Here is an 18,663-nt window from a genome sequence, read left to right as displayed (position 1 = left end):
ATTTGTATCGCAACAGGGGGCTTCAGGATGATAACCAGAGAGCCCGTCGCGGCTCGTTCTGCCAGGAGCAGCTTATGAATACCATTGGTCATTTCATTAACGGCGAGATTGTCAACGACGATCAGCGGACCCAGCCGATCTACAATCCGGCCACCGGTGAGACATCGCGGCAGGTGGCGCTGGCCTCCCGGGCCACGGTTGAGCGGGCGATTGCCGCCGCCGAGGCGGCCTTCCCGGCCTGGCGGGAAACCCCACCCCTGAAGCGGGCCCAGGTGATGTTCCGCTACAAACAGCTGCTTGAACAGCATGCCGAGGAGATCTGTGGACTGATCACCGATGAACACGGCAAGGTGCTGGATGATGCCATGGGCGAACTGATGCGCGGCATTGAGGTGGTGGAGTACGCCTGTGGCGCGCCGGAACTGCTGAAGGGGGAATACTCCAAGAGTGTCGGCCCGGCTATCGACTCCTGGTCCGAGTTTCAACCACTGGGGGTGGTGGTGGGGATCACGCCATTCAATTTCCCCGTGATGGTGCCGATGTGGATGTTCCCAATGGCAATTATCTGCGGCAATACCTTTATTCTTAAGCCCTCCGAACGGGATCCCTCGGCGGCTCTGCGCATAGCCGAATTGTTGCAGCAGGCTGGGCTGCCGGACGGTGTGTTCAATCTGGTTAACGGCGACAAAGAGGCGGTGGACACGTTACTGAATGATCCCCGGGTGCAGGCGGCCAGCTTTGTCGGTTCCACCATGGTGGCGGAGTACATCTATCACACCGGTACTGCGGCCGGCAAGCGGGTGCAGGCGCTGGGTGGCGCTAAGAATCATGCGGTGGTGATGCCGGACGCTGATCTGGACAATGCGGTCAATGCCCTGATGGGGGCGGCCTATGGCTCCTGCGGTGAGCGCTGCATGGCCATTTCGGTGGTGGTCTGTGTCGGCGATACGGTGGCGGATGCCGTGGTTGGCGGGCTGGCGGAAAAGCTGGCGCACCTGAAAGTGGGACCGGGTCGTGAGTCGGGAAGCGAAATGGGTCCGCTGGTGACTGCACAGCATCTGCGGAAGGTGCGGGGCTATGTGGATCGGGGTCTGGATGAAGGGGCTGAGCTGGTGGTGGATGGCCGGGGTCAGCGGGTCGAAGGCCATGCGGAAGGGTTCTTTCTGGGTGGCTGTCTGTTTGACCGGGTCACGCCGGAGATGTCGATCTACCGTGATGAGATATTCGGGCCGGTGCTCTGTGTAGTGCGGGTGGAAAACCTGCAGCAGGCGATGACCCTGATCGATAACCACGAGTACGGCAACGGCACATGCATCTTTACCCGGGATGGTGAGGCGGCCCGCTTCTTCAGTGACCATATCCGGGTCGGCATGGTGGGAGTGAATATCCCTCTGCCTGTACCTGTCGCCTACCACAGCTTTGGGGGCTGGAAACGCTCGCTGTTCGGCGATCTCCATGCCTATGGTCCTGACGCGGTGCGTTTCTATACGCGGCGCAAGACCATCACCCAGCGCTGGCCCTCTGCATCCGTGCGCGAAGGGAGCAGCTACGCCTTTCCCACCCTGTAAACGTTACAGATTGGAAATAAAAAACATCATCCATGTGTCGTATCTACTTCAGAAATCGGTGACGGGGCCGCTATCAGTGGGTACTCCGGTTACAAGCCGGGTGTACGTTGGGCGCGGGCGCGGCTGAATGGCGCAATCCGCAAGTGCATGAGATTAATCCAGCAGGTGACCAGATTGGCGCCTGAATGACCTGTTATGAAGAAAATCCACTGGGATGAAGGGCTTAGTATTGGTGATCCTGGGCTGGATGGTGAGCACCGGCAGCTTATCTCACTCCTGAACCGACTCATTGATCTGATCGACGAAGCGCCCGATGCGGAGCAGGTGCATCGGATTCTGGATGAGCTGGAGCAGCTGGCTACGGCGCACAGTCGCCATGAGGAGATGCTCAGCGCCACCGCCGGTGAGGATTTTAAAGAGGAGCAGCGGCGCGAGCACAGCGATTTCCTGTCGGCCATAATCGAAGCGAGAAGCCAGTTACGATCTGACGATCTGGGGGGGTCCCTGATCGATGTGACCGAATCGCTGGTCAAACTGCTGATCAACCACATTATTGATCAGGATCTGGATCTGGCGCCCCTGCTGGCTGAACGAGAGGTAAAGAACCATTCCCTGGCGGAATTTCTGGTGCTCAAATTCCAGAAGCTATCCTTCGTCCGGGGCCTCGAGATGCTGGTGGTCATCTCCCTGTTGCCGATGTTGATTTTTGCCGGAATGATTATGTATCAGTCCTGGCAGGAGGCAGTGGGTGCGGGTGACGTTGCTCAGCTTGCCTCATTCAGTCAGGAGGTGGGCAATCTCGCCCATGAACTGCAGAAAGAACGCGGACTCAGTGCCGGTTTCCTGACCAGCGATGACCCTGCTTTCAAAACTGCACTGAAGCTGCAGCGCAGCCGCAGTGATCGTGAACTGGAGATATTCAGGGTGAGCCAGGAAGCCCGGAAACTGGAGGGCCGGTTGGCACAGATCGGTAATCTGGCGACAAAGGTGGCGGTTCGCATGGAGGCATTGGAGCGCTACCGTAACCAGGTTGATCAGCGATCACTCTCGTCCCAGGAGAGCTTTGAGGGCTTTACCGGACTGATCGCGGAGTTGATCGGACTAACCAATCAGATCGCCATTATTTCACGACGCCAGGGCGCCTCCGAGTTGTTTCAGGCCAATGCTATTTTGATTCAGTTTGCCGAGATGGGCGGGCGTGAGCGAGCGGTCGTTTCCTCGGCGTTCGGCAGGGGCTCCTTCACCCGGCAGGAGTATCGGCAGCTGGTCTCTCTGGTCTCGGAACAGGCGACATTGGAGAGACAGTTTCACTCGTTTCTTTCCGAAGAACAGAGGGTTCGTTGGCGGTCGCACTATGCGGTGAATGATGTGATCGCCTACCAGCGTCTCAGTGACTACGCTCTGGAACACGGCAGTGGAGACGGGGTGGTCTCGATAGACAGCTTCACCTGGTTCAAGGTCGCCACGCAGCGCATCAATCTTATCAGCGAATTTCAACAGCAGTTGATCAATCAGTTGCTGGATGAGATGGGGCGTCAGCGCAGTCTCTCCACCATCACGTTCATGGCGACGGTCTTTGGCGGGGGAGCCATGGTGCTGTTGATCGGTTTTGTGGCACTGCAGCTGGCCAGGTCAATCCGGCTTCCCATCCTCAGCCTGACCGATGGTATGCGGGCGCTGACCGCGGATGATAAGTCTTACCGTATTCCGTTTGCCAAGCGCAAGGATGAGTTGGGGGATATGGTGCAGGCCTACGAGACTTTCCGCCGTAAACTGATACGCACCGATATGCTGACGATGGGCGAGCAACTGGGGCCGCTGGCTGTGAGTCGGCATGTCCTGGCATTGAAGCGCAGCACGGCGGAGGGCGAGGAGTACAAGCGGCTTGCCAGTATTGATTCCCTGACCGGAGTGATCAACCGCCGCGAGTTCATGAAGCGGGCGAAAATGGAGGTGGCGCGGCGGCTGCGCCATCAGGGCGAGTTGTCGGTGATGTTGCTGGATGTGGATTATTTCAAGCAGGTGAATGACAACCACGGTCACCCGGCCGGTGACCGGGTGCTGAAATTCGTCGCACAGGCCATTGTTTCGGCGCTGCGTGAAGAGGATATTTTGGGTCGGATTGGCGGCGAGGAGTTTGCCGTTCTGTTGCCGTCGACCGATGAGCCGTCCGCCGGAGCAACCGCAGAGCGCGTCCGGTCTGCGATCGAAAATCTGCGCATCCAGGTTGGTGAAACGGAGATTATGGTGACCATCAGCATCGGTATCAGCGGGTTCGCTGCGGGTGATGTGTCTATTGAGCCGGCCATGGTGAGGGCCGACAGGGCGCTCTATCAGGCCAAGGAGCAGGGGCGAAACCGGGTCTGTACCCAACCTGTGCCCGAGCTGATGTTGGTGTAGGGGGCAGCGCGGCTGAAGCCGCTCCCGGACACCTTGTCGCGGGAGCGTTTTCTGCCGTTAAAACCTAGCTGACCAATGCTTCCTGCTGTACCGTCATGATCTCCCGTATTCCGCTATCCGCCAATGCCAGCATGGCATTGAGCTCCTGCAGATGAAAGGCGTGGCCCTCTGCTGTGCCCTGAACCTCGATAAAGGCTCCGGCATTGTTCATCACCACGTTCATGTCGGTCTCGGCCTGGGAGTCCTCGGCATAATCCAGATCCAGTACCGGTGTGCCCTGATAGATACCCACCGAAACGGAGGCGAGCTGGCCATGAATCGGGTCGGTGGCGAGTTTGCCTGATGTCTGCAGATTGCTGATGGCGTCGCACAGTGCGACGTAAGCGCCCGAGATGGACGCCGTGCGGGTTCCGCCATCAGCCTGGATCACGTCACAATCCAGGGTGATGGTGCGTTCCCCCAGGGCCTGAAGATCGGTCACTGCCCGCAGGCTGCGCCCAATCAGTCGTTGGATTTCCAGGGTGCGGCCGCCCTGTTTGCCTCTGCTCGCTTCCCGTGCCATGCGGCTGTTGGTGGAACGGGGCAGCATGCCGTACTCTGCAGTGACCCAGCCCTGACCGGTACCCTTGAGGAAGGGGGGGACGCGCTCCTCAATCGAGGCGGTGCAGATAACCTGGGTGTCGCCGAAGGCGACCAGTACCGAGCCCTCTGCATGTTTGGTGAAATGTCGGGTAATGCGGACATTGCGCATTTGCTCGGGTGTACGGCCACTGGGTCTCATTCTTTATCCTGCCTGGTTTCTGTTTCAAAATTGCTGATGGCGTTCTGAAGGTCGGCAATGGCCTGGGCCAGGTTGCCCTCTTCGGCGCGCTCCTGTTTGTTGTTCCGTGGTTCGCCGTCAGTCTCCTCGTCCAGCGGCTGCATCCTGAGGGCAATAAGGGTGATGTTGTCACTGTCTGGAAAGGCTTTGTGTGCCGCCTGTTCGGACAGTGTCCGCACCGCTTCCGATAGCGGCAGCCGACTGAACAGGGTGGTCAGCATCTCGGATTCGCTGATGCTTCCCCAGAGTCCGTCGCTGCAGAGCAGCAGGATATCCCCGGCCGCCAGCTTGTGTTTTCCCAGGGTGATGTCCGGGGAAACCAGTGCACCCCCGAGGCAGCGGGTGACATAGTTTCGCTGCGGGTGATTCTTCTGCTGCCGGGCGGTGATCACGCCCTGCTGTTTCAGCCGCTCTACATAGGAGTGGTCTATGGTCTTGGCGAGTATCCGTTGTTCCCGCAACAGATAGAGCCGGCTGTCGCCGGCATGTGCCCAGTGGGCGACATTCTTCTGGATCAGGCAGGCTACCGCCGTGGTTCTGGGGTCGATAGCCGGCCGCTGCTCATAACCGAAGGCGACGATGTTCTCATGCGCTTTATGCAGCAGGCGAGTGAGAAAGCTGCTTGGGTTGAGGATTGGATGGGGGGTGCGATTGAAATAATTCTGGCAGGTGTCGATCAACACCTGTGCCGCCGTCTCACCGCGTGGATGGCCGCCCATACCGTCGCCCAATCCCAGCAGGACTACATTACCGTCATCCACCCGGATGCAGCGGTCCTGGTTGATCTTGCGGTCGCCTATCAGGCTGCTGGAGGCGAATTCACCGGGTTGTATACTCATTCAGGGTGTTTCTCCTTGAACAGCTCGTCAGCCGACTCCAGCTGTGGCTGGCGGTTGTTGGCCGGACGCCCCCGTTGCTGGGTCAGTGCCTCCAGCATAATGCCGGCATTCTGAGGCCGGAGCAGCGGGTCCACCTCCATCGCCCAGTCGATCACCTCCAACAGATAGGCCGGATACTGCTTCTTGTACAGGCTTGCGATCGGTTTCATGGAATCTTTAGCATGCCGTTCAATGGCAGAGGGTGGTGGCTTGCCCTCGATGCAGGAGCGCATGGTGGCGCCGATGGCGTAGACATCGCTCCAGGGACCCACGTAACCGGAGGAGTAATACTGCTCGACCGGGGCAAATCCGGGAGTCACCACCTGGGAGGATTGCCGGCTGCGTGTGGTCGCGAACTGATGTACGGCGCCAAAATCCAGCAGCAGCGGATTGCCCCCCGGGCGCAGGTGGATATTGCTGGGCTTGATATCCAGGTGCAGCTGTCCCTCTGAGTGGATCAGGTTGAGGGCGTCGAGCACCGCCGGAAACACCGTCAGCAGAAAGGTGGTGCTGAGCCCGCCGTTGCGCTTTTTTACATAGCTGCCGAGGTTCTTCCCGTGCTCATAGTCCATCACCAGATAGGCGGTGTTGTTGGCCAGGAAGAAGGTGCGGACATTGACGATATTGGGGTGGCGCAGGGTGGCCAGCGCCTTCGCTTCCTGGTAGAAGAGTTTGCGTCCGTTATGGAAGGCATCGCTCTGCTTGTCGCCGCTGACCTGCACCATGCCGGCGCGGTCCCGTACCGCCAGCTTCTTCGGCAGGTACTCCTTGATCACCACGTGATCCTGGCTATCCTCGTCCTCCGCCAGGTAAATCAGGCTGAAACCGCCACTCCCGATCAGCTTGATGATCGAGTAACAGTCGATGACGGTACCGGATGGTAGGCTGTCCCTGTTCTGTTCCGTGGGTGAAGAAATAGTCGGCTCCAGATGCACTCTGTCTGAATGCGCATTATGATACAGGTTACCACGTCAGGGGTGTCGACAGGAGATGGACGGCCCGGTGAACTGGCGGATACTCAACGTCTGCGTTTAACCGATGATACGCAGTATGCCTCCAAGGATAAATAACAGGTGCGCACATGATAAGCAGTATGACCTCATTTTCGAGAAGAGAGAGCCGGGACGAACTGGGTGAGCTGGTATGCGAGCTACGCTCGGTGAATCACCGTTACCTGGAGCTGTTTGTCCGGTTACCCGAGGAGTTGCGTGCCCTGGAGCCGCTGGTCAGGGAGCGGGTTGCCGCCCGGCTGGGACGTGGCAAGGTGGATTGCCTGTTTCGCTTCGTGCCGTCCAAAAGTGCTACCGCCGGGGTGGCGGTGAATGAACGTTTCGCCCAACAGATCATTGATGCGGCCGGGGAGGTGGGTCTTCTGCTCCATGAGTCCGTGCCGCCCCGCGCGATAGATATCCTGCGCTGGCCTGGTGTGCTGGAGACCGAAGAGCTGGATTTGACGCCGGTGCATAAGCGGGCGGCGGCCTTGCTGGATGAGACCCTGGATGGCCTGGTGGAATCCCGCCATCGAGAGGGTGGTCGGCTGGCCGAACTGATCATCCAGCGCTGCGGGGCAATGCGCGAAGAGGTGGCCAAGGTGAAGCAGCTGATGCCGCAGCTGCTGGTGTCACTGCGTGACCGGCTGCGTGCCCGGCTGGCCGAACTGACCGCCGAATTGGACGAGGGGCGCATTGAACAGGAGATGGTATTGCTGACCCAGCGGCTCGATGTGGATGAGGAGATGGACCGGCTGCAGACCCATCTGGATGAAGTCGAGGCGGTGCTCGCCAGGGATGAGCCGGTGGGACGCCGTCTGGATTTTCTCATGCAGGAACTCAACCGGGAGGCCAATACCTTGGGCTCAAAGTCCAATGATGTGGAAATGACCCGGGTGTCGGTGGAACTGAAGGTGTTGATCGAGCAGATGCGCGAGCAGATCCAGAATATCGAGTAGGCGCGCTGCGCCCCGGCTATTGATAAAACGACAGCAAGGAAAAGTGGAAAGAGCATGAGTACAGGCACCCTGTTTATAGTGTCCGCCCCGTCCGGGGCGGGAAAGACCAGCCTGCTGAAGGCGCTGGTAGAGACCGAAGAGCGTGTGCGGGTTTCCATCTCGCACACTACCCGGCCCAAAAGGCCGGGTGAGACTGATGCCCTGGATTACCATTTTGTGGCTCAGGATACCTTCACGGGAATGGTGGAAGCCGGTGCGTTTCTGGAGCACGCGGAGGTGTTTGGCAATTATTATGGTACTTCCGAAGCCGGTATCCGCGAGCAGATGGAACAAGGCAATGATGTGATCCTGGAGATCGACTGGCAGGGTGCGCAGCAGGTCCGCGCGCGCTTTCCGGGAACGGTGTCTGTTTTTATTCTCCCCCCCACGCCGGAGGCACTGCGGCAGCGGCTGGGCAACCGGGGACAGGACAGCGAAGCGGTGATACAGCGGCGACTGGGTGAGGCAAGGGAAGAGATGTCGCACTATCCCGAATATGACTACATAGTGGTCAATGACCTGTTTGATCAGGCGCTCGGTGAGCTCAGGGCGATTATCACGGCGCAACGCCTGCGCCAGCCGATCCAGGCGGAACGGCTGCAGGAGCGGCTGCGTTCGCTGCTGAAGTGAACGGTTGCTTCAACGAAAAGGGTAGTTGGACCCCTTAAGCACAAGGTGCATCTTTATCTGTGCGATCTTGGCGTCTTTGAGGGTGTCACATTGAAAGATCGGCATGGATGCTGGAACCGCTTCGCTCCCAAGAGGAAGTACCGGCAGATTCTCGCATCTACCCTCAACGCAGGATACCGGCTCCGAGGGGGCGGGTTCGCAGAGAGTGGCCCCTTCCACCGGTATGATTCGTTAAGTCAAAATAATACCAACACATAATTGGCAGGGAGTCTTGATATAGCTGGCTACGCATCTGGTGTGTGGGCTTGTATTGTTATACTATTTAATGTTCCGGCCGTAACGGCTGACATAACCGCATTATTTTCTTCCCCGCTGAAAGTGTATCCGGGGATTAGACCTTCGGAGTATATTGAACATGGCCCGCGTTACAGTTGAAGATTGCCTTGAACATGTGGATAACCGTTTTGACCTGGTTTTGCTGGCAACCAAGCGTGCGCGTCAGCTGAGCCATGGCGTGGCGCCAATGCTGGCCTGGGAGAATGACAAGGCGACGGTGGTAGCCCTGCGGGAAATTGCTGCCGGACTGGTCGATGATCATGTAGTGGCGCCAAAGTCCGACACCGAGGTCGATATGAGTGCTTTGGAAGAGAATTTCGGCTCGGATGAGCTGGTGGATGAACAGGCATTTGCCAAATAGGGAATGTGCACCAGAGGCCTTTCAAGAAAAATTTTCAGCCCACAGTTTAGAGAGGCTGCGCCGGTCTATGGCGCGGCCCCTGACCGGACCGTTGTATGAACAGTCCGGCCAGCATCCAGCCTTCCGAACCTAGCAGTAAACCCCGCTTCCTGATCAGCGATCTCTGCGTCTACCTCGAATCCTATCTGAGTGTTGAACAGATTCGCGAAGTCTATCGCGCTTACGTTTTCAGTGCCGAGGCGCACGAAGGACAGAAGCGTCTCAGTGGCGAGCCCTACATCTACCATCCCCTGGCCGTGGCCCGGATTCTGGCCGATATCCGGCTTGACTCCCGCTGCCTCATGGCCGCGATTATGCACGACGTGCTGGAGGATACGCCGGTCACCAAGGCCCAGCTGGAAGAGGAGTTCGGTGAAGAGGTGGCCACCCTGGTGGATGGCGTCAGCAAACTGAATCAGATCAATTTCCCCTCCAAGGCTGAAGCGCAGGCTGCCAGTTTCCGCAAAATGCTGTTGGCCATGACGCAGGATATCCGCATTATCCTGATCAAACTTGCGGACCGCTTGCACAACATGCGCACCCTGGAGGTGATGCGGCCGGAGAAGTGTCGGCGGATTGCCCGCGAGACCCTGGAGATCTATGCCCCCATAGCCCATCGACTGGGCATCTACCGGCTGCGCACCGAGCTGGAAGAGCTCTGTTTCGCCGCCTATTGGCCGATGCGTTACCGTGCCCTGAAGGAAGCGGTGCGGGCTGCCAGAGGCAACCGCAAGGAGGTGATGGGGAATATCGATGCCGCTCTGGTCGGGCGATTGGAACAGGAAGGCATTGTCGGCGTGGTAAGGGGACGGGAAAAACACCTCTACAGTATCTACACCAAGATGCGGGACAAGAAACTCTCGTTCTCCGAGGTGGTGGATGTCTATGCCTTCCGTATCATTGTCGACCGCCTGGATACCTGTTACCGGGCACTGGGGGTGGTGCACAATCTTTATAAACCGGTACCCGGGCGCTTCAAGGACTATATTGCCATACCCAAGGCGAACGGTTACCAGTCACTGCATACCCTGCTGTTCGGTCCTCATGGTCTGCCGATCGAGATACAGATCCGCACCGTGGAGATGGACCGCATGGCGGAATCGGGCATTGCGGCACACTGGTTGTATAAATCCAGCGAGAACCAGAGTGGCGAGGCGCACGCCGACGCCTCCAACTGGCTGAAGAATCTGCTGGAGTTGCAGAAAGATGCGGGCGACTCCATGGAGTTCCTGGAACATGTCAAGGTGGATCTGTTCCCGGATGAGGTCTACGTATTCACTCCCCGGGGAAAGATCATGGTGCTGGCCAAGGGGGCCACGGTGATTGATTTTGCCTATGCGGTACATTCCGATGTGGGAAACCATACGGTGGCGGCTCGGGTAGACCGGCACATGGTGCCGTTACGTACCCGGTTGTATAGCGGCCAGACGGTGGAGATCATCACCTCCGATACCGCCAACCCCAGTGCCGCCTGGCTCAATTTTGTGGTAACGGGCAAGGCGCGGGCCAACATCCGTGGTTATCTGAAGAATCTGCGCCACCAGGAAGCCGTGACGCTGGGGCGGCGGCTGTTGAACAAGGATCTGGCGCAACATGATCTGACTATCGACCAGATACCGGATAGCCAGCTCGGCAGGTTGCTGGAGGACTTTCACCTGACCAGCAAGGAGGCGTTGCTGGAGGAGATCGGCCTGGGTAACCGTATGCCGCTGCTGGTGGCCCGGCGGCTGACCGATTCGGATACCGACCTGCCCAGAGAGGATTTACCGCAGCAGGCGGGATCGGCTCCGTTGGCCATTACCGGCACCGAAGGCATGGTGGTACGGTTTGCCAAATGCTGTCGGCCGTTACCAGGCGATGAGATCGTGGCGATTTTTAATCCGGGCAGGGGCATCGTGGTGCATCGGCATGAATGCCGCAATCTCGGTGACTTCCGTAAGAGCGACAGCTGGCTGGATGTAAAGTGGGAGAAGGAGCCGGTGGGTGATTTTACCACCGAGATCAAGGTGGATGTCGGGAACAAGCGGGGTGCCCTGGCCTCGGTCGCATCGGCCATCTCGGAGATGGGCTCCAATATCAAGAACGTCATCATGGAGGAGCGGGACGGACTCACCTCCACGCTGCATTTTGTGGTGGCGGTGGATAGCCGTGTCCATCTGGCCAACATCATGCGCCGCCTGCGGCAGTTGAGTTCGGTGTTGCGGATACATCGGGTCGGATAAGTAGAGGTAGAGAACAGATATGGAAAAAGAGATTATTCGAACAGACCTGGCGCCCCAGGCGATCGGGACCTATTCACAGGCGGTCAAGGTGGGAAACACCGTCTATCTGTCCGGGCAGATTCCGCTGGTGCCGGAGACCATGGAGATGGTGGAGGGGGATATGGAGGCCCAGATCCGGCGCGTATTCGATAACCTGCAGGCGGTGGCCAGGGCGGCCGGCGGTGAGCTCAGCGATGTGGTGAAGCTGAATGCTTTTCTCACGGACCTGACGCACTTTCCGCTGGTAAACAGCGTGATGGCGGAATACTTCTCCCAGCCCTATCCGGCCCGGGCCGCGATCGGTGTGGCCCAGTTGCCCAAAGGGGCGGCCGTGGAGATGGATGCGGTGATGGTGCTTTAGGAGCCTGCAGGGTTTAACACTGACCTCGTGGGGAAAGATCAAAAAACCTGTCTCCCCTCAGCTCTTCCTCGCTACGATCGGTTAAGCCCGACAGGCGCTTCCTTACATCAGCAGCGCGTTTACTCGCCCTGCAGGGTGACGGTGATCTGACGGCGTAGCGGAGTGGTGCGGTGTTCCCACAGATAGATCCCCTGCCAGGTGCCACGGGCACAGCGCCCGGCGGTGACCGGCAGAGTCAGGTCCATATTGGTCAGGATCGAACGGATATGGGCTGGCATGTCATCGGGTCCCTCCAGGCTGTGTTCATAGGCTGGGTCGCCATCCGGTACCAGCCTTTCCATGAACTGTTCCAGATCCCGTCGCACTGCCGGGTCGGCGTTCTCGCACAGGGTGAGGGAGGCGCTGGTATGGTGACTGAACACATGACATAAACCGGTATTAATATCGGAATCACTGACTACCCGCTCCACTTCCCGGGTGATGTTGTAGGTGCCCCTGCCGTTGCACTGAATCTGTAGTATTACCTGATGGATCATGATCCGATCTCCGAAAAGGGATTCAGCTGCGCACGTCGCCGATCTTCTCCCGTATCGACGCCACCTTGCCTTGCATCCTGTTCTTCTTGCCCTTGCGAATATCCAGTTTCAGCGAGGAGTAGACCCGCTCGCAGCCGGCCTGATCCAGTATTCCATAGGCCGCCTCCACCAACGCCAGGGCCTGTGCCAGGCTGTCGGTCTCTATAATGGTCCCCATGGGGGTCAGTTGATAGTCGCTGCCGCTGTCGCGGATCATCTGGATCACCTGGCTGACATAGGCGCTCACACTCTCCCCCTTGTCGGTCGGAAACATGGCAAACTCCAGCAATACGGACATGGACGGTCTCCTCTATTTGTTCTCTATAGGTTTTCCATACGAAATTATCTGGTAATATTATCACGCCTTAATTGGCCGTCGGCCGGATAAATCTGCCAAGTATATTTGTCAGGTTAAGCGTGGCACAGGGATGCGCCGCCGGCCATGATTACCACATTAAATCAGTGGACGGTGTCTGGCTGCGCTTGGGTCGGATGAACCAGGGAGTTGGCCGGGGGGGCTGACTCCGGCCTCGGTCACGCCGGGGTCCGATAGAGCAGATCACTCACAGAGGGATGCGGAGGATGTCAGAGGTGCCCTTGAATAAAAACGGCCGGACTACAGGATTGGACCAGATGCCGGTAACCGCCCTCAAGGGTGTCGGCTCGCGCAACAGCGAAAAACTGGCCAAGATCGGTATCCGGACCGTTCAGGATATTCTCTTCCACCTGCCGTTTCGCTATCAGGATCGTACCCGGGTGGTGCCGATTGGCTCGCTGCGTCCCGGTGACAGCGTGGTGGTCGAGGGCGAGATAGAGCTGGCGGATATCCGCTTTGGACGGCGCCGCTCGCTGTTGGTCAGACTGGCCGATGGCAGCGGCGCCCTGACCCTGCGCTTTTTCCATTTCTCGGCGGCCCAGAAATCGGCGCTGAGCCGTGGCAGCTGTCTGCGTTGTTATGGCGAGGTGCGTCCCGGCCCCGCCGGCTATGAGATGGTTCATCCGGAATATCTGCGCATAACTGAAGGGGAGAGTCCGCAGGTGGAGGAGAGCCTGACCCCGGTCTACCCCACCACCGAGGGGATGCACCAGCTCAGTTGGCGCGCCATGGCAGGCAGGGCTCTGGCACTGCTGCAGGCCGATCCGGCCGCCCTGCCGGAGTGGCTGCCGGATGAGCTGCTGCGGCGTTTCCGACTGCCCGATCTGACGGACGCCCTCGGTTATCTGCACCGGCCGCCGCCGGATGCCCCGCAGCAGCAGCTGTTGGCCGGCAGTCACCCGGCCCAACAGCGCCTCGCCTTTGAAGAGTTGATGGCGCACCAGCTCAGCCTGCGAGAGACCCGTCTGCGACAAAAACACCTGGACGCACCGATTCTGTCGGCCACGGCAGAGTGGACGCGGCCGTTTCTCAAGCGTCTGGGTTTCAGCCTGACCGACGCGCAACGGCGGGTGTTGCAGGAGATCGCCCGGGATCTGCAGCAGCCCCATCCCATGATGCGTCTGGTGCAGGGCGATGTGGGATCGGGCAAGACCGTGGTGGCGGCGCTGGCGGCCCTGCAGGCACTGGAGGCGGGCCATCAGGTCGCCCTGATGGCGCCTACCGAACTGCTGGCGGAACAGCATCTGCGGGTATTCCAGGAGTGGTTGGAGCCACTGGGTCTGGAGGTGGCCTGGCTGACGGGACGGCATAAGGGCAAGGTGCGGGAACAGCTGCTGGATGATCTGCGAGCCGGGCGGGTCCGCATTGTGGTGGGCACGCACGCCCTGTTCCAGGCTGATGTCACTTTCCATGCGCTGGGTCTTGTTATTATTGATGAGCAGCACCGTTTCGGTGTGCACCAGCGTATGGCGTTGCGGGAGAAGGGGAGTGGCAGCGCCTTACCCCATCAGTTGATCATGACCGCCACGCCTATTCCCCGCACCCTGGCGATGACCGCCTACGCTGATCTGGACCTGTCGATCATTGATGAGCTGCCGCCCGGACGCACCCCCGTCGCGACCGTGGTGATACCGGACAGCCGGCGTGCTGAAGTGGTGGAGCGGGTGCGCAGCGCCTGTGTGGCCGGACGTCAGACTTACTGGGTCTGCACCCTGATCGAGGAGTCCGAGGCGCTGCAGTGCCAGGCGGCCGAGGATACGGTGCGTATGCTCCAGGAAGTACTGCCGGAGCTGCGTATCGGGCTGGTGCACGGACGTTTGAAACCCTTGGAAAAAGAGACTGTGATGGCTGCTTTCAAGCAGGCTGAACTGGATCTGCTGGTGGCCACCACGGTGATCGAGGTCGGGGTTGACGTGCCCAACGCCAGCCTGATGATTATTGAAAACCCGGAACGCCTGGGGCTGGCCCAGCTGCATCAGCTGCGTGGACGGGTTGGCCGTGGGGCGGTGGAGAGTCACTGTGTCCTGATGTACCACCCGCCGCTGTCCCAGCACGCGCAGCAGCGGTTGGGTGTCATGCGAGAGACCAATGACGGCTTTCTGATTGCCCGCAAGGATCTGGAACTGCGGGGTCCCGGCGAAGTGCTGGGTACTCGCCAGACCGGCGAGATGCAGTTTCGCATTGCCGATCTGCTGCGTGATCAGCCCCTGCTGGAAGAGGTGCAGCAGGCTGCCCAACTGCTGCTGGAACAGTATCCGGAACGGGTCACGCCGCTGGTGCGGCGCTGGATCGGTGATCGGCAACACTATATCAATGCCTGAGGTGACAGTGCCATAAACGCCCCTGATCCTACCCCGAAAAAACGTCATAGGGCGCCCCGTGGGCGCCGTCGGCGGGCACAGTCCATGAGTGCGGCGAAATGCATTTAGAGGGGAAACCGGGCTAAAAATCGGTGATAATGGCAGCTTTGCCGTCACCGGAAGTGGCCATTGAAGCGTTATTACAGCCGTGGTGAACCCAACTGGACCCCCTGGTGCCGGTTTCGGCACCATCAGGTGCCTGCGGAAATCGAGCAGTGGCTGCGGGATGGCGGATCGTTGACGGCGCGCCTGAAGCGAACCGCGCAGGGTGATTTTCGGGTCAATCTGCTGCGTCAGGGCTGGGCCAGGCCGCTGGATAGCGAACGTCGGTTGCTGGGCATGCGCCGGGGCGGGATTGCCATGCTGCGCGAGGTGGAGTTGCTCTGTGGCGGGGTGCCGTGGGTATTCGCCCGCACCCTGATTCCGGTCCGCAGCCTGAAGGGGCCGGCCCGGCGATTGGCCGTGCTGGGGGAACGGCCGTTGGGTGAGGTGCTGTTTACCGATCCCTCCATGCGGCGTGGGGTCACCCAAATCGCGCGCCTGCTGCCTGGACACGCCCTGTTTTCATCTGCAATGGTGAATCTGCAAACCGCGGAGGCGATCTGGGGGCGGCGGACCCTGTTTCACCTGGCAGGCAAGCCACTGCTGGTGAATGAACTGTTTTTACCCGATATCCCAACGAGTAGTTCATGAGTCATTCGGAATTTGATATCAAGGCAGTCACGGCGCCCCGTACCCTGCGCCAACAACTGGATGGTTACATTCGTCTGGTGCGGCTGGACAAGCCGATCGGTATCCTGCTGTTGCTGTGGCCGGCACTCTGGGCCCTGTGGCTGGCCGGCGCCGGTGAGCCGCGCTGGGGGGTGGTGCTGGTCTTCATTCTGGGTGTGGCGCTAATGCGTTCCGCCGGTTGTGCCATCAATGACTATGCCGACCGGCATATCGACGGCCAGGTAAAACGGACCTGTGGTCGGCCAATTGCCACCGGCGCAGTGTCGCCAAAAGCGGCGCTCTGGGTCTTTGGCGCGCTCTGTCTGGTCGCCTTCGGTCTGGTGCTGCTGCTCAACCGGCAGACTGTGCTGATGTCGGTCGTGGCCGTGCTGCTCGCGGCACTCTACCCGTTTATGAAGCGCTATACCCATCTGCCGCAGTTGGTTCTGGGCATGGCGTTCGGCTGGGCGGTACCGATGGCCTACATGGCCCTGTTGGGTAACATCCCGGCCATTGCCTGGCTGCTTTATCTGGCGGCTATCATCTGGGCGCTGGTCTATGACACCGAATACGCCATGGTAGATCGGGAAGATGATCTGCGTATCGGGGTCAAATCCACCGCCATCCTGTTTGGCCGGCAGGATCGTCTGATTATCGGTCTGTTGCAGCTGACCATGCTGGTACTGCTGGTTCTGGTCGGCGTAGAGGTGGGGCTGGGTCTGGCTTACTACCTGGGCCTGGTCGTGGCGGGCCTGCTGTTTGTGCGGCAGCAGGCCTTGATCCGGAATCGCGAGCCTGCCGCCTGTTTCACCGCCTTCCTGAACAACAACTGTGTCGGCATGGTGATTTTCTTTGGGCTGTTGCTGGATTATCTGCTGGCGTGACGGAGCCAGGGGCGGAATAACGAAAGATCGTGACTATTATTCAGGACCTGTACCATATTTTCGATAATGAATACGCCAGACACCTGGACCGGCGCTCCTCAAAAAACCTGCTGGTGATGGAGCTGAGGCAGAATCTTGCCTTTCTGCGTGCCGGGCTGGCGGAGCGACTGGATGATTCAACGATTATTGCCGGTCTGGAAGAGGGGCAGTACAGGCGAGCCAATGAAAAGGGCACCCCTCTCGATTCGATCCAGAAGAAGTGCCTTGCACGACGTACCTATGGTGGCGTGAAAGAGTTTGAGAAATATCATGGGTGGTCAACCGGACAGCTGATCCATAAAGCCTATGAACGGGTGGCGGTGCTTAAGAAGCTCAACCTCAATTCCGCCGCCATCGACGTACGTGCCCGGCTGCAATACCTGTTCAAGTTTCTGATGGTGCTGATCGCCCATATCGACAATACGGAACTGCACATAACGCCAAAGTAAGAATACCCGACATGAAGGTCGGGTATCCGTTCCATGAGATGGGATAGGGTCAGATAGCCCCTGATTTACGCTCGTTCCATTTCGCCGCTTGCTCATCCCAGTCGTCGGTGCGGACATAGGGGTTGGTGCGTGGTTGGGAGATCATCTCCGGCTCGATCTCCAGACCGAGGCCTTCCAGGAAGTTGATCAGGCCGATACGCTCGATCATCTCACCGGTACGCTCGTGCTCCAGGGCATTTTCGGCAAAGAAGTCGAGGATGTTGGTGCTCAGTTCTTCCAGCCACTCGAAATCCTCGTCGGTCTCCAGCTTATGAAACGGCACGACTACCGTGCCCATCAGATCGCCAATTTTCAGCGTGCGCTTGCCGCCCACCAGGATGGTCACACCCTTGTCGTCACCGGGTGAGAGCGCCTTGGTCATGACATTAATACAGTGCATGCAGCGCACACAGTTGTGGTTGTCCACCACCAGCGTGTCGTCATCGTTGAGGGAGAGTGCCTGGGTCGGGCAGCGGGTGATCACGTTATCGATGGTGTACTTGCGACCCTTCTTTGCCACGAATGCCTGGACTTCCGCCTGATCCACCTTCATGTCATCACGCCAGGTACCGATCATCGCCACGTCGGCCCGCTGGATCGAGTTCATGCAGTCGTTGGCGCAACCGGATGCCTTGAACTTGAGCTTGTAAGGCAGAGCCGGACGGTGCATGTCGTCCAGATTGGCATTCACGCAGGTGCGCATGGCCCGCGCCTCGTCATAACAGGACTGCTCGCAACGCGCCGCGCCGACACAGGACATGCCGGTACGCACGGCCGGGCCGGCGCCACCCAGGTCGAAGCCCGCCTTGTTGATCTCATCAAACGCCTTTTGCACATTTTCCGTGGTACAGCCCTGGAACATGATATCGCCGGACTGGCCGTGGAAGGCGATCAGGCCGGATCCGTATTTCTCCCAGATGTCGCAAAGATGACGGATGGTCTTGGTGTCATAGTGCATGCCGGGTGGCGGTATGACGCGCAGGGTGTGGAACTCGGCAGCCGCGGGAAACAGCGGCTTGTTGTTGGCGTCCTTCAATTCGGTAAAGCGGGGGATAATACCACCGCCGTAGCCCATGACACCGACGGTGCCGCCTTTCCAGTAGCCTTTTCGGGTTTCGTACGAGGTTTCGAGTTGACCCAGCAGGTCGACCATCATGTCGCTGTTTTTTGCCAGACGCTTCAGGCCGGTAACAAAGCTCGGCCAAGGACCTCCCTCCAGCTGATCCAGCATCGGGGTATCATGCATTGGTTTTGTCATACTGCTCCTCCCAAAATTACCAGTCACCCGGAATATTGAGTCGAGATGTCGCTCCGGGACTGCCTTTAGAGTGTGGCCCGCCTATCTATGGGGGCTTGACGATGATGATAGATCAAACCAATACCAAGTAAACCACTGGGTAATTGGGGTATGCGAGCGGTGGCTGGATGTGAACTGTCCGCGACCCTTGGTTTTTTGATTCAACCGCGAAGAACGCAGAGTACGCCAAGCGATGCAATGGCGTGTATTCCTTTTGTCCCGCCTGGTAGAGGAAGGATGTCACGAATACAAGCTACTGTTTTCCTTTGTGTTCTTTGCGTGCTTGGCGGTA

Annotated in this window: 17 protein-coding genes; 11 read left to right on the top strand and 6 right to left on the bottom strand. The window is 59.0% G+C overall.

Going from position 1 to position 18,663, the window contains the following annotated elements:
• The first annotated feature begins 74 nt into the window (after positions 1-74).
• On the top strand, positions 75-1,568 hold the full coding sequence (locus A3GO_RS0108930) for a CoA-acylating methylmalonate-semialdehyde dehydrogenase (protein ID WP_029133105.1): 1,494 nt from the start codon (positions 75-77) through the stop codon (positions 1,566-1,568).
• Between the two features lie 195 nt (positions 1,569-1,763).
• On the top strand, positions 1,764-3,968 hold the full coding sequence (locus A3GO_RS25305) for a diguanylate cyclase (protein WP_051302037.1): 2,205 nt from the start codon (positions 1,764-1,766) through the stop codon (positions 3,966-3,968).
• Positions 3,969-4,032: 64 nt separating this feature from the next.
• Here the strand turns inward: A3GO_RS25305 and rph are convergent, their stop codons facing one another.
• Genes rph through A3GO_RS23255 form a run of 3 tightly spaced genes read right to left on the bottom strand, consistent with a single transcriptional unit; the run spans position 4,033 to position 6,601 of the window.
• On the bottom strand, positions 4,033-4,749 hold the full coding sequence (rph, locus tag A3GO_RS0108920) for a ribonuclease PH (protein ID WP_029133104.1): 717 nt from the start codon (positions 4,747-4,749) through the stop codon (positions 4,033-4,035).
• A complete protein-coding gene (locus A3GO_RS23260) occupies positions 4,746-5,627 on the bottom strand; it encodes a PP2C family protein-serine/threonine phosphatase (RefSeq protein WP_051302035.1) in 882 nt (293 codons plus the stop codon). The genes rph and A3GO_RS23260 overlap by 4 nt, the downstream gene beginning before the upstream one ends.
• Positions 5,624-6,601: a serine/threonine protein kinase gene (locus tag A3GO_RS23255; protein WP_245621698.1), complete on the bottom strand. Its 978-nt coding sequence runs from the start codon at positions 6,599-6,601 to the stop codon at positions 5,624-5,626. Before A3GO_RS23255 ends, A3GO_RS23260 begins: the two co-directional genes overlap by 4 nt.
• A 158-nt stretch (positions 6,602-6,759) precedes the next feature.
• Here A3GO_RS23255 and A3GO_RS0108905 point away from each other — a divergent pair, with 158 nt between their 5' ends.
• The 5 genes from A3GO_RS0108905 to A3GO_RS0108885 all read left to right on the top strand — a co-directional run bounded on the left by A3GO_RS0108905 (position 6,760) and on the right by A3GO_RS0108885 (position 11,641).
• A complete protein-coding gene (locus A3GO_RS0108905; RefSeq protein ID WP_245621697.1) occupies positions 6,760-7,614 on the top strand; it encodes a YicC/YloC family endoribonuclease in 855 nt (284 codons plus the stop codon).
• Between the two features lie 54 nt (positions 7,615-7,668).
• A complete protein-coding gene (gene gmk, locus A3GO_RS0108900) occupies positions 7,669-8,283 on the top strand; it encodes a guanylate kinase (protein WP_029133102.1) in 615 nt (204 codons plus the stop codon).
• A 415-nt stretch (positions 8,284-8,698) separates the two neighbouring features.
• Positions 8,699-8,980, top strand: coding sequence for a DNA-directed RNA polymerase subunit omega (rpoZ, locus tag A3GO_RS0108895; RefSeq protein WP_029133101.1), 282 nt, complete (start codon positions 8,699-8,701; stop codon positions 8,978-8,980).
• 95 nt (positions 8,981-9,075) lie between these two features.
• On the top strand, positions 9,076-11,241 hold the full coding sequence (spoT, locus tag A3GO_RS0108890) for a bifunctional GTP diphosphokinase/guanosine-3',5'-bis pyrophosphate 3'-pyrophosphohydrolase (protein ID WP_037375015.1): 2,166 nt from the start codon (positions 9,076-9,078) through the stop codon (positions 11,239-11,241).
• Between the two features lie 19 nt (positions 11,242-11,260).
• Positions 11,261-11,641: a RidA family protein gene (locus A3GO_RS0108885; RefSeq protein WP_029133099.1), complete on the top strand. Its 381-nt coding sequence runs from the start codon at positions 11,261-11,263 to the stop codon at positions 11,639-11,641.
• Positions 11,642-11,760: 119 nt separating this feature from the next.
• Here A3GO_RS0108885 and A3GO_RS0108880 read toward each other — a convergent pair whose 3' ends face one another.
• Together A3GO_RS0108880 and A3GO_RS0108875 are read right to left on the bottom strand one after the other, a co-directional pair.
• Entirely contained in the window at positions 11,761-12,177 is a 417-nt protein-coding gene (locus A3GO_RS0108880) for a secondary thiamine-phosphate synthase enzyme YjbQ (protein WP_029133098.1), read from the bottom strand.
• A 22-nt stretch (positions 12,178-12,199) separates the two neighbouring features.
• Positions 12,200-12,514 carry an MTH1187 family thiamine-binding protein gene (locus A3GO_RS0108875; RefSeq protein ID WP_029133097.1) on the bottom strand — a complete coding sequence of 105 codons (315 nt, stop codon included), beginning with the start codon at positions 12,512-12,514 and terminating at the stop codon, positions 12,200-12,202.
• A 335-nt stretch (positions 12,515-12,849) separates the two neighbouring features.
• Between A3GO_RS0108875 and recG the strand changes: the two genes are divergently transcribed.
• The 4 genes from recG to A3GO_RS0108855 all read left to right on the top strand — a co-directional run bounded on the left by recG (position 12,850) and on the right by A3GO_RS0108855 (position 17,035).
• A complete protein-coding gene (gene recG / locus A3GO_RS0108870; RefSeq protein ID WP_037375013.1) occupies positions 12,850-14,913 on the top strand; it encodes an ATP-dependent DNA helicase RecG in 2,064 nt (687 codons plus the stop codon).
• A 168-nt stretch (positions 14,914-15,081) separates the two neighbouring features.
• The gene (locus A3GO_RS0108865; protein ID WP_037375012.1) at positions 15,082-15,645 is read left to right on the top strand and encodes a chorismate--pyruvate lyase family protein; all 564 of its coding nucleotides are present in this window, start codon (positions 15,082-15,084) and stop codon (positions 15,643-15,645) included.
• Complete coding sequence (ubiA, locus tag A3GO_RS0108860) at positions 15,642-16,547, top strand: 4-hydroxybenzoate octaprenyltransferase (RefSeq protein WP_029133094.1); 906 nt, start codon at positions 15,642-15,644, stop codon at positions 16,545-16,547. The genes A3GO_RS0108865 and ubiA overlap by 4 nt, the downstream gene beginning before the upstream one ends.
• Before the next feature lie 29 nt (positions 16,548-16,576).
• Positions 16,577-17,035, top strand: coding sequence for a hypothetical protein (locus tag A3GO_RS0108855; RefSeq protein ID WP_029133093.1), 459 nt, complete (start codon positions 16,577-16,579; stop codon positions 17,033-17,035).
• 49 nt (positions 17,036-17,084) lie between these two features.
• Here A3GO_RS0108855 and dsrA read toward each other — a convergent pair whose 3' ends face one another.
• Positions 17,085-18,332: a dissimilatory-type sulfite reductase subunit alpha gene (gene dsrA / locus A3GO_RS0108850; RefSeq protein ID WP_029133092.1), complete on the bottom strand. Its 1,248-nt coding sequence runs from the start codon at positions 18,330-18,332 to the stop codon at positions 17,085-17,087.
• Positions 18,333-18,663 lie beyond the last annotated feature (331 nt).

The organism is Sedimenticola selenatireducens DSM 17993 (assembly GCF_000428045.1).
Classification (GTDB): Bacteria; Pseudomonadota; Gammaproteobacteria; order Chromatiales; family Chromatiaceae; genus Sedimenticola; species Sedimenticola selenatireducens.
This window is presented reverse-complemented; position numbering and strand designations above follow the sequence as displayed.